The organism is Pseudoalteromonas sp. SWXJ133, assembly GCF_015864365.1.
In the GTDB taxonomy this organism is placed as follows: domain Bacteria; phylum Pseudomonadota; class Gammaproteobacteria; order Enterobacterales; family Alteromonadaceae; genus Pseudoalteromonas; species Pseudoalteromonas arctica.
Genome location: NZ_JADYXJ010000006.1, coordinates 57940 through 70791, shown reverse-complemented (window position 1 = coordinate 70791; position 12852 = coordinate 57940). Strand labels below are relative to the sequence as shown.

Here is a 12852-nt window from a genome sequence, read left to right as displayed (position 1 = left end):
TACCCTAATTACAAAAATACAAGAGAGCCTTATGTCAGGATTACGCCAATTTTCTTTTCCCGCTATCCAGCTAATGGCAAATTTAAAATACAAAACTAAAATCAGCTTAATGTTTGGAATTTTACTCGTTCCTCTTGCACTTAGTTTGTTTTTTTTAGTCTCATTATTAAGTGAAAGTATCGCTGTTTCAAAAATGCAGCAACAAGGTTTAAAAGGCTACAGGTCAATACTCTCAAATCAAATGCAGGGGGAAGCAAATCAAAATATAAAAATAGCTCGCTCACTCGGTTTTGATATAAAAGACGATCAAGCAAATGATGTACTTGAACTTGTTTCTATTCAGTCTAACTTAGCATTAGATAGCCAGTTAGCTAGTGCTTATGTAAACCGCTCTTTAGTCACGCCAATTCCTGCACTTATAATGCAAATAAACTCGACAGCGCAAAGCGCAAACACTGTTTTGGCAAGTAATCGTTTTACGCCAAATACGTTTATAGCACTTTCAAATTTTAGTAAGTCACTTCCTTTATACGAAAAACAACTCGATAAAATACTCAATGTAGCCACCAATGCAGATAAATCAGTAAATAAAGCGCTCATGCCCTCGTTAAATAATTTACACAGTGCTGTTGGTGCATTCAAAAAAGCGATAGATGAAAAACTACTTGAGCCAGACGATATTTTATTAACTCAATCAGAATTTACTAAACTAACAAACAATGTTCACAGCAGCATTAGTCAACTTGTTAATAAGAGTATTCCAACTCTTGAGAGCCTTATTGAAGCAAAACTGCAAACTCAACAGTGGACTCGAAATCTTGTTTTAGCCGCTTCATTGATTAGTTTGTTGTTTGCATTTTATTTAATGATTGGTTTTTATTTTGCGGTTGTTGATACCATTAATCGCTTTGCTGATGCGGCAAATAGAGCCGCGAATGGCGACTTAAATGCCACTATCGATTCGAATACTAATGATGAAATGGGAATTATTGCATCGCGCTACAACGCATTACTTAATGCATTTTCACATTTATTATTTGATGTTAAAGCAAGTACAGAAGAGCTATGTGGCGCAACTAAATCGCTATCGCATGCGAGTAGCCAAACAAGCAATGATGTTTCAAAACAGCAAATTCGAGTAAATGCCATTTATAATGCACTAAGCGAAATGGCTCAAAACGCACTTGCAGTTGAAGAGTCAGCCCATCAAGCAACGCTTACCGCGCAAGATGCTGCTGCACATGTAAAACAAGGTTCAGACAATACAATGGAGCTTGCTAAATATATGCAAGATCTACAAATTGAATTTGCAGAGAGCCAACAAGCGCTCGATAAGCTAGCACAAGATAGCCAAGAAATTAGCAAAGTTAGCAAAGGTATTAGTGAGATAGCCGATCAAACAAACTTGCTTGCACTCAATGCCGCTATTGAAGCTGCACGAGCTGGCGAGCATGGCCGAGGCTTTGCCGTTGTAGCTGATGAAGTAAGAACTCTTGCTCAGCGTACCCAAACACAAACTCAAGAAATTCACCAAATTATTAGCTCCTTACAACAAGCATCTGACGACACTCAGCAAAAAATGCGCTCAAGTGTTGAAAAAATGGAGCAATCAGTAAAAGCAGCCAATCAAACTAATGATGTATTGCAAAGCGCAGAGCAAAGTATGGGCGATATTAAACATCAGGGCGAAGTTATTGCAGAGCGTGTTAAACAGCAGTCAAATGCGACAACACAAGCATTAAATGATTCGCAAGAGGTGAGTAATTTAGCAGTTCAAACGCTAACATCAGCACAATCAACACTGCAAGATGCGCAGCAGTTAAGTCGCTTATCCGATGATTTAACTAAATCGATGCAGTTTTTTAAATCTTAAGAGTTAATAAATAAATTCAAATAAAAAAACCCTCCTAATCAGAAGGGTTTTTAGTAAAGATAATTAGACTTATTAGAAGCGAGCTTCAAAACCTAAGCGTACATACCTAGGAGTCTGCCAAGAATAAGCAGCATCATGATATGCATTAACAACACCCTCACTTTGCTCATAGTGCTCATTCATTGAGTACTCAGATTGCGTATTCAATATATTGAAAATATTTACCGATGCACGCATGTCAATATCTGATACCGTAAAGTCATACGCAGCAGATAAATCTAAATTAAATACCCAAGGTGTACGACCATTTGTACCACGATCGTGTTTTTCATAGATTTTTTCATCTTGCTCACACTCGCCATTGCCATTAGTGTCAGGGCAATCGTTAGTGTAAATGTAGAATTTATCACCCCAGCCACCATTTAGATTTGGATCTGTAGATGGGTAACCTTGACCAAATAAGCTTTTTGGACGACCGCTTTGCAAAGTTGCGTTCCAACCAACTGTAAGATCTTCCATAGGCTCCCAGCTACCAAAGAACTTAAAGGTATGACGTCTGTCATTTGGTTGATAACCTTGTGAGCCATCCATAACTGCAGGGAAGTCAAAATCTTGTGTAATACCGGCATCAGCTTGACCAATATCTGATTTAACCGCACCTTCAAAGTTACCTACACTCCTTGCCCACGTATAGCCGAACTGGTAACGAATTGTATCGGCCTTGTAATCAAGGCTAAATTCAACCGCTGTATATTCATTATTAGCTTTCGGTAAACCGATTGTCTCTGCTGAGTAAGTAGTTAATGAATTTGCATCTGGGATGCCATCGTTTATTTCTGTTGTAGGATCATTACTTGTACCATTCCAATACACACCGTCTTTATACCAACTTGCTGAAGAACCTGGATTAATCATTACACAAAATGGATATGCATAACGACCACAGTAATCATCAAGCGCTGTAGCTACCTCACGGTATACACCTTTTACACCAACAGTATATTCATCATTAAGTGCCTGTTGAAAGCCTATGATATATTCGTCTTTAGAGAATGGGTCTGCCTCTTGCGCTTGAAAGATATCTTTTTCAGGAATAATTGGTACACCACTCACTTGCTGAGAATTAGCAAGGCCACCAGAGCCTAATGTATCTGCAAGTGGCGATAAACCTGTAGGAGCACCAGTTTGGCCATCAACACCAGAGTAAGTATAAGCTGTCGTTATATCACTCACACCAGATGCAGCTCTAAAAATAGTATTATTAGCAACTGGTAAGTAATAGCGTCCATATGTACCATAAATTTTAGTATCGCCAGTACCTGTTGGATCCCATGTAAAACCCAATCTAGGAGCAATATCTGTTTCAAAACTAGTTAGGAGCTTACCGGTCGTACCCCAGCTATCAAATTCATCAATACGTAAGCCAACTTTTACTGAGAAATCCTCTGTTACTTGCCATTGATCTTCAATGTAGTAAGCGGTTAATTCTGACTCAAAGCTACCACCTCCATCGAAAACACGATCTTCAACGTATTGTAAAACATTACCTGTATTATTCGTTAAAGCTCCATTATCTGCTTGAAAAGTTCCGTTTGCAGCAAGTGTTTTATAATCATAGCTATGGCCTCCAATTGGGCGATCGATACGCACCGACTCACGTTCTTGGTAATCAATACCAAATGTTATTTCATGGTCATTCCAGACATATTCAACATCTAAACGGTATTGAGTGTTTTCATCATTATTGGCACCAAAACTACCGCCTGCGCCACAACCTGTAATTGGGTTAGCTGTGCCGCGCGAATCTGTAATTGAAGGGCAAACTAAATTCTCAGATTGCGTTTCATATTCTGTTTTAATATTACCGGCCATTGCCGTCACTACTAAGTTTTCAGTTAACACACCCGTGTAACTTAAACTTTGTGCTTCACCACCACGCTTGAGGATAGCGCCATCAATACGATCACCAACGGATCCATTATCATACTCATAAACAGAACGCTCAATATCTCGACGATTAGAGTACGCAAAGTAGCTTAATCTGTGATTTTCATTAATATCCCAATCAAGCTTACCACCCCAGAATAAATTATCACCACCAGAAGCTGACTCGTTGCGATATTGGTCATTTGGCGAGAACTCATCTCCACCCCAAGTATATGTAGACTCTGTATCCCTAGGGTTTATCAAGCCGTAGAAAAATAACGTATCTTCGATTAGTGGACCACCAGCAGAAAACGTAACATCAGTTTTGCTATCTGAATCTAGGCTTTCATCTCTGAAAATTTGGCCAGCGCCATTATTACCACGAGATATGCTACCCTCTTCTTGTAAAGAGTCAGGTTGAAATTGTACGACTGCCGCAAATTCCCACTCATTTGTACCACTTTTAGTAGTTGTATTAATCGTACCACCAGTTGCACGACCGAACTTCGCGGAATAACCGCCTGTTTTAACTTGAAATTGGTCGTAAAACTCGAAAGGCACTTCACCGCAACCAAGACCTTGGCGAGTATTAGTAACTTCTAACCCGTTTATATAACATGCGTTTTCAGCTACCGATGAACCACCAAAAGAAGCTGTATTTCCAAATGCACTATCACCTTTAACCGCTCCTGGCGCTAATAGCGCAACAGATGTAAGGTCTCTGTTTATAGGCATGCGATCTATTTCAGCATCAGTAATAACTAACCCCGAGTCAGCTGTAGTTAAATCAATTGAAGATATACGAGCACCTAACACTTGGATTACTTCAGGCCCTGAGTCACTAACTTGAGCTAAATCAAAACTAGCTCTTGCATTTGCCCCTAGCGAAACTCGAACATTATCTTCTGCAACAACAGCACCATTTTTAATTATTTGTATTTGATAACTACCAGAAGGTAAAGATGCAAAACGAAAAGATCCATCATCAGAAATACTTAGTGTTCTTTCTAACCCTGTTGCTGGGTTTTTAACTTTTACTGTATACCCCGCAGTAGTAGAAACATTATCGATAGACCCTACAACATCAGATGCAGCTGCTGGGAGAGTAACCCCGAGAGAAGCAAGTACCGCTATTGCTGTAAGATTTTTTTTGAATATATTTTTCATACTCTTATCCCTGTTAAGTTTATAATTATTTTTGCACTTTAAACAAAATGCGAACAGAGAGTAACAAAAGAGTACAAATTGTAAATATGTTAATTAATCTAAGATGAAATTAAAATTAAAAATAAATAAAAACAAAAAAAAAAACTTAAAATGATTTGAGCATACTTATTTGTAAAATATAAAATTAAAAATGTTAATTTAAAGAAACGAAGATAGAACGCGAACCAATAACTATCAAAATAAAAGCAACGTTAACACTTTTATTACAAAAGGCTTTTTTAATCTCGAATAATGCTATTTTTATTTTAGTTATACTCACTACTTTTTAAATAATTTCTAAAAAACAAGGTAATGAAACCAATTGAAATTTATTTAATTGCTGATTCGAACTACTAAATAGTTAAGCTAAATATAATAAAACCGCTGAGTTAGCGGTTTTATTATTAAGGGCTCTGTTTTATTGACGTATGCATTGCGGCCTAGGCTCAAACTCACTGGCTCTCAGTGGTAACTGAATGACTTTTCCGCATCCAGGCGGTGCCTGTAAACCCGTTTGCTCATTTACAAATGCCCAGCGTATTGATGGTGGACGCGTATCGGCTATTGCTTGTGGATTAAGTGGCTTTAAGTAGCGAATATATGCTTCTAATGCACCTACGCTGCCCGTTAAACCCGTGCTTTTGTTGTCGTCTCGACCAAGCCAAGCTACCGTCACTGTATTTTGATCAAAGCCTGCAAACCAACTATCACGTAAATCGTTACTAGTGCCAGTTTTGCCTGCAAGTTGGATTGATGGGAAGTGTAAATTTAAGCGTTTAGCAGTGCCGTCTTTCGTTACGCGTTTCATCGCGTATTTAGTCATATACATTGCAGATTTATCAAAACGAGGCTCTGCATTTACTTTATGCTTATAAAGTACTTTACCAACCGAGTCAGTTAATGCCGAAATTGCAGTAAGCTTTTTATATTCGCCATCTGCAGCAATTGTCGTATAAAGCTGAGCAACTTCAAAACTCGACATTTCAACAGCCCCTAAAAGCAACGATGGGTATTCGTTTATCGCCCCTTTAGCGCCTAATCCTTTTAGTGTATTCGCGACTTTATCAACACCTACATCGAGGCCTAAATTAACCGCTGGAATATTAATACTGTTACTAAATGCTTTATAAAGAGGTATTGCACCACGGTATTGATGATCAAAATTTTCTGGTTGCCACACTTTTCCCTGCTCATTTGTAACCTGTACTGGCGAGTCATCAAGCAAAGTAGCTAAATTATAATGTGGTAATTGCAATGCGGTTAAATACACAGCAGGTTTTACCAGCGAGCCAATATTACGTTTTGTATCTAAAACACGGTTAAACCCTGAATAACGAACATCGCGCCCTGCAACAAGTGCAGATACACCGCCCTTTTCTACATTAACAGAGATCATGGCTGCTTCTAGTTTTTCGGTTCTAGGACGATTTTCCAGGTACGGTAAGCTCTTTTCAATAGACTCTTCCATTGCTGTTTGCTTTTGCAAATCAAAATAAGTAAATACTCTTACACCTGCATCAAGTGTTTGCTGATCTGGCAATAATTCATTTAATTCTCTGTTTACTAACTCTAAATAGCCTGGATATGATTTTTGTAAACTCGCTTTCATTGGCGCAATATCAATTGGGCGATTAAGCGATGCACGGTACTCTTTTGTGCTAAGTAGCTTATTTTCAACCATAAGGCGAAGCACTAAGTCTCGGCGCTCCATTGTGCGCTCTTTATAGCGACGTGGGTTGTAATAAGATGGACCTTTAACCATTGCCACCAGCAAAGCAATTTGATCGTACTCAAGCTCATCTACCGGCTTTGAAAAGTAAAAGTCAGCAGCAAGCCCCATACCATGTACACCTTGGTTGTATGACTGCCCTAGGTATACTTCATTTAAGTAAGCTTCTAATATCTGATCTTTTGAATAACGATAATCTAAAATAAGGGCAATAAATGCCTCATTTATTTTTCGTACTAAAGAGCGCTCACGCGTCAGGTAAATATTTTTAGCTAATTGCTGAGTAAGCGTACTGCCACCTTGAACGGTGCGCCCCGCTTTAATATTAGAATAAAGCGCGCGTAAAATAGAAAACACTGATACACCATGATGTTCGTAAAAATCACGGTCTTCGACTACCAATAGCGTATCTTTTAGCATTGCTGGAAACTTATCTAGTGGTACAAATTCTCTATCTTGTTTAGAGTCATTACCAATACGCGCTATTTGCACAGGCTCTAGACGGGCAGAGTTTAAGCGTCTGCCAAATTTATCTTTAATGGTCGCAACTTTTTGCCCTGCAAAGCGAAGTTCAATAATATGTGATGCCTCAAGGCCATCATAAAATTCAAAATCACGACGATAAATCTTGATGCTATCTGCTGTTTTAACAAACTGCCCTGTGCGGCTTAATCTATTAACCGGTGAGTAATTTAAACGCTCCAGCTCAAACACTACTTCCTGGCTTGATAAAAACTGCCCCGGATAAAACTCCATAGAACGAGCATATACTTGCGCTGGAAGCTGCCATTTATTACCTTCAAATATACGCGTTGTTTTTGAATCTAAATAAATGAAGTACATTGCCATTGCAATAAAAACAGCCAAGCTTAATTTCCAAAACACTGACCATGTTTTTCTCATAAAAGAGCGTTTAACAGTAGTCTTCACTGTTTTTTTACTGCCCTTTGAGGTGCTTTTTTTTGTCTTTCTTGGCGATTTACTTGCACGTTTAACTGCAGGTTTACTGGTAGGTGTTTTTTTATTGTCGGCCATTTAAGTGTAATTTATTCCAAGGGTTATTCACGAGTGTGAGCTTAGCATATTGGATATATCCTAACATCCGAAAAGTTAACCCCCCCTGAAACAAAAAAAGCCCTACCGAAGTAGGACTTTGTGTAAACACACTATTATTTAAATAAACTATTAGCTATTTCGAACAGAAACAAACTCTGGGTAGGCTTCAATACCACAATCGTGTTGATCCATACCGTTTAGTTCTTCTTCTTCGGTTACTCGTATACCCATTGTTTTGTTAAGCACAGTCCAAACAATAAATGATGCTAAAAATACAAAGGCAATAATACATACTAGACCCGTTAACTGATTAACAAAGCTTGCGTCACCATTTGTTAGCGGTACTAACATAATACCTAATGCGCCACACGTACCATGAACAGAAATAGCACCCACAGGATCGTCAATCTTAACTTTATCAAGTGCTATGATACTAAATATAACAAGTGCACCACCAAGTAGACCAAGTAAACATGCCATTAATGGTGATGGTGATAGAGGGTCTGCTGTTATAACAACTAAGCCAGCTAATGCACCATTTAAAACCATGGTTAAATCTGATTTACCCCAAAGTATTTTACATACAAACAGTGCGGCAATAGCACCCATTGCAGCTGCTGCATTGGTGTTAAGTAATATTTGGCCTACTGCAGTTGCGTTTTCTTTATCCGAAAGTAGTAATTGAGAACCACCGTTAAAGCCAAACCAGCCCATCCATAAAATAAATGTACCTAGTGTAGCAAGTGGTAAGTTTGAACCAGGAATTGGGTATATTTCACCGTTTTTACCGTATTTACCTTTACGAGCACCTAGGATTAATACACCAGCTAGTGCAGCGGCTGCACCTGCGCCATGCACAATTGCAGAACCTGCAAAATCAACAAAGCCCATTTCAGATAAGAAACCACCACCCCATGTCCAGTAACCTTCAATAGGGTAAATAAAACCAGTTAGTACTACGGCAAAACCTAGGAAAGCCCACAGTTTCATACGCTCAGCAACAGCACCCGATACAATCGACATAGCGGTTGCAACAAATACTACTTGGAAGAAAAAGTCAGATTCTAAAGAATGGTCAGCATCGGCAGCTTGTGTACCAATTAAAGCGCCTATTGAAGGAATAAAACCACCTTCGGCATTGTCTACATACATAATGTTGTAGCCAACTAATAAAAACATCGTACATGCAATTGAATATAGCGCGACATTTTTAGTTAAAATTTCAGCTGTGTTTTTAGAGCGAACTAAGCCCGCCTCTAACATGGCAAAACCTGCTGCCATCCACATTACTAATATACCTGATATTAAAAAATAGAAGGTATCGAGTGAAAACTTTAGTTCTATTATTGTATTTTCCATGAGACCCCCTTAAATTGCTTCTTCGTCAAGTTCGCCAGTACGGATACGAACAATTTGATCCAAGTCGTACACGAAAATTTTACCGTCACCAATTTTACCTGTTGATGCAATTTTAGTGATTGCTTCAACAACGCGTTGACAATTTTCAGTACGAGTTGCAATTTCAAGTTTGATCTTAGGAATAAAATCTACTTGGTATTCTGCACCACGATATAACTCAGTATGACCTCGTTGACGTCCAAAACCTTTAACATCAACTACTGTCATCCCCTCAATTCCTAAATCAGCGAGTGCTTCACGCACGTCGTCTAATTTAAATGGTTTTATGATTGCACTAATCATTTTCATAGCGGCCCCCTCGGACTCTTTATTGTTATCCTATTGGGTTAAACAATCCAACCTTTGTGCCACTATTTTTATATTTTTAAAAACAACAAGTTAATACAAAACACAAACTCAAGATTAAAAAAAACGCACCAATTAGGTGCGTTAATTTAACAAGTCAGCTACATTGGTGCGTGCTATATCTCTATATATTAATCACGTACCTAGCTTTGTTTAAGAAGGGTTATACCACGCAGTTTCTACCTTGGTTTTTAGCTTCGTATAATGCTTTGTCAGCAACACGCATAGCCTGCGTTAAGCTAGTGTCTTGAAAGTCAGCCAAGCCTATACTGGTGGTAATTCTAATTGATTTATCGCTAATAGAAAAATCGTAACTAGCCATCTTTTTCCTAAATGCTTCAAAGTATTCACGACCGCGTTCTAGCTCTATTTCAGGTAATATTATGGCAAACTCTTCTCCGCCAACCCGTGCTACCGTAAACTTTGAAAACGTAGATCGTATTAATGAACCAACCTGCTTTAAAGCCTGATCGCCGCCTTCATGGCCTAATGTATCGTTAATGTTTTTGAAAAAATCGATATCAAGCAATGCCAAAGTATTTTTCTGGTTTTTACTTTTAAGGAGCTTTTCTGCATATTGATAAAAGTAGCGTCGGTTATGAAGCCCTGTTAAGTGATCCCTATGTGCGCTTTCTTTAATATCTGAAATTAACGACAGTTGCTCCATTGTTTGAAGTACTCGACAATGAAACTCTTCATTCATAAATGGCTTTGTTAAAAAATCATTGGCGCCATATTTAATAAATCGTGCTGATAGGCCATGCTTCCCCGCGCCCGACAAGCCAATAATTGCTAAGTCGTCTCGGCCTCTAAAATTACGTACCGCTTTGACTAGTTCAAAGCCATCCATAGAGGGCATAGCGTAGTCGGTCATAAGTAGCTTTATATCAGGATTAGCTTTTAATATTTCGAGTGCTTGTTGTCCATCGTGGGCATCTGTTACATCAAACAATTGCTTTTCTAGCATTTGCTTCATTAACGAGCGACTTAGTAATGAGTCATCTACTATTAGTGCTTTACAGCCTTGATTTCTGAGTAATTGCGCAACGAGCTTAACGGCATAATGGTAAGAATCGCGATTATCTTTAATAACATAATCAACTACGCCCAATTCAAGCATTTGTTGGCGCTTGTACTCATCTATTTTTGAGGTTAAAACAACCGTAGGAATTTTTTTAGATAAAGTATATTTTGCAACTTCACCGTGCGGAGCATCTGGCAAAGTTAGATCAACTAACGCAAGCGTATAATCGTGCTTTTCTACATAGGTTACGCATTCTGCTAAAGACCAAGCAAAATCGACAGCTACATCAAGGTATTGTGCAGTTAAGTGGCGAAGTACCTGCTGCACTACTTTACTGTCTTCAACCACTAATACTCTTTGCATAAAGCTTCTCTTTACCTTTAAATAATTTTATAACAAAACGACAAATACGACGCTATTACTGCAATAGTATTAGTCTATAAACATCCGGTGTAGAGTGCACTTATGTGCTTGAAAGCGTAATCCATTAGATTTTTTTTGGTGGTAGCTTGTATATAAAATCAATACAAGTAGGCGCGCAATATACCTGAATTCTGTCATTAACTAAATAAGGAAACCAAATCCCAAATAACTATAAAAGTGGTTAGTACGCGTCTCTAAGCTTATTAAGGCCTTACTTAACTAGTATTATCGGCCACTAGTCTCAATACTTTTGTTATTTAACTCATTAATGTCTTTAATGGTGTATCAACAATAATAAGGATACCTAATGAAGCTTAGTCGTATTATCAGTTTACCGATAACTGTTATTGCATTAATAATCAGTACAAGCACACTTGCTGATAACCAACGTCGTATTGATGTAGACAGCAAAGTTGTTACTCAGCATAAAGCTAAAATCAATGGTCAACGCTTTAATTACACTGTTGCCACAGGCACACAACCTGTATGGGATGATAAAGGAGACGCGGTTGCTACATTGCAATACACCTACTATACCCGCGACAAAGTTGACGACAGGACAACTCGCCCATTACTTATTTCATTTAATGGCGGACCAGGTTCGGCTTCTGTATGGATGCACCTTGCTTATACTGGTCCTCGCGTATTAAAAATTGATGACGAAGGCTATCCAATTCAACCTTATGGTGTAAAAGACAACCCATATTCTGTACTTGATATTGCCGACATTGTTTACGTAAACCCTGTAAATACAGGCTACTCTCGCGTACTTGAAAACGAAAAAGGCGAACTTCCTTCTAAAGCAAAACAAAAAGAGCTATTTTTTGGTGTTAATGCCGATATTAAATACCTTGCTGAGTGGTTAAATACTTTTGTAAATAGAGCAGAGCGTTGGCGCTCGCCTAAATTTTTAATTGGTGAAAGCTACGGTACAACACGTGTATCGGGTCTTGCTCATGAGCTTCAAAATAGTCAGTGGATGTACATAAACGGTGTTGTTCTCGTATCACCTACTGATATTGGTATTAAGCGCGACGGCCCGATTAAAGCTGCTAACCGCCTACCTTACTTTGCAGCAACTGCTTGGTATCACAAAGCACTTAAAGCCGATTTACAAGCTAAAGATCTAGATGAGTTATTACCTGAAGTTGAAGAGTTTACTGTAAACGAGTTAATCCCAGCGCTTGCTAAGGGTGGCTTTATTAATGCTGAAGAAAAACGTCGAATTATTACAAAAATGGCACACTACGCTGGCTTATCAGAAAAGTTTGTTGAACAAAATAACTTGGATATTCCAACTCAATTTTTCTGGAAAGAGCTACTACGTGAACGTGGTCAAACTGTGGGTCGCTTAGATTCTCGTTATTTAGGAATGGATAAACGAGGCGCAGGTGAATCCCCAGACTATTGGGCTGAACTTACCTCTTGGTTACACTCTTTCACTCCTGCAATTAATCACTACTTACGTGAAGAGCTAAACTATAAAACAGATGTAAAATATAATTTATTTGGTAATGTTCACCCATGGGATAGAACCGGTAATAATACGGGCGAAAATCTACGTTTAGCAATGGCGCAAAACCCTTACTTAAATGTGATGATTCAATCAGGATACTTTGATGGTGCAACCAATTACTTTGACGCTAAATATACGTTATGGCAATTAGACCCAAGTGGTAAAATGAAAGACCGTTTGAGCTTTAAAGGCTACAGAAGTGGACACATGATGTACCTTCGCCACGCTGACTTAGAAAGCTCTAATAACGATTTACGTGACTTTATACAGGACGCTTTACCTAAGAAAGGGGAAGCGGCTAAATACTAAAATATTTAAAACATAAAATGGCTCTT

At 38.5% G+C, this 12852-nt stretch carries 7 protein-coding genes; 2 read left to right on the top strand and 5 right to left on the bottom strand.

The window, feature by feature from the left end:
- The first annotated feature begins 31 nt into the window (after positions 1-31).
- On the top strand, positions 32-1873 hold the full coding sequence (locus tag I6F40_RS06220; protein ID WP_166378546.1) for a methyl-accepting chemotaxis protein: 1842 nt from the start codon (positions 32-34) through the stop codon (positions 1871-1873).
- Between the two features lie 72 nt (positions 1874-1945).
- On the opposite strand, the gene I6F40_RS06215 is transcribed toward I6F40_RS06220, so the two are convergent.
- The 5 genes from I6F40_RS06215 to I6F40_RS06195 form a co-directional block, all read right to left on the bottom strand.
- Entirely contained in the window at positions 1946-4966 is a 3021-nt protein-coding gene (locus I6F40_RS06215; protein ID WP_166378548.1) for a TonB-dependent receptor, read from the bottom strand.
- 457 nt (positions 4967-5423) lie between these two features.
- Positions 5424-7769 carry a penicillin-binding protein 1B gene (gene mrcB, locus I6F40_RS06210; RefSeq protein ID WP_197192662.1) on the bottom strand — a complete coding sequence of 782 codons (2346 nt, stop codon included), beginning with the start codon at positions 7767-7769 and terminating at the stop codon, positions 5424-5426.
- 150 nt (positions 7770-7919) lie between these two features.
- A complete protein-coding gene (locus I6F40_RS06205) occupies positions 7920-9149 on the bottom strand; it encodes an ammonium transporter (protein ID WP_197192661.1) in 1230 nt (409 codons plus the stop codon).
- Positions 9150-9158: 9 nt separating this feature from the next.
- A complete protein-coding gene (locus I6F40_RS06200; protein ID WP_004587162.1) occupies positions 9159-9497 on the bottom strand; it encodes a P-II family nitrogen regulator in 339 nt (112 codons plus the stop codon).
- A 220-nt stretch (positions 9498-9717) separates the two neighbouring features.
- Entirely contained in the window at positions 9718-10941 is a 1224-nt protein-coding gene (locus tag I6F40_RS06195; RefSeq protein ID WP_166378554.1) for a response regulator, read from the bottom strand.
- 367 nt (positions 10942-11308) lie between these two features.
- Between I6F40_RS06195 and I6F40_RS06190 the strand changes: the two genes are divergently transcribed.
- Entirely contained in the window at positions 11309-12826 is a 1518-nt protein-coding gene (locus I6F40_RS06190) for a S10 family peptidase (protein ID WP_166378556.1), read from the top strand.
- Positions 12827-12852 lie beyond the last annotated feature (26 nt).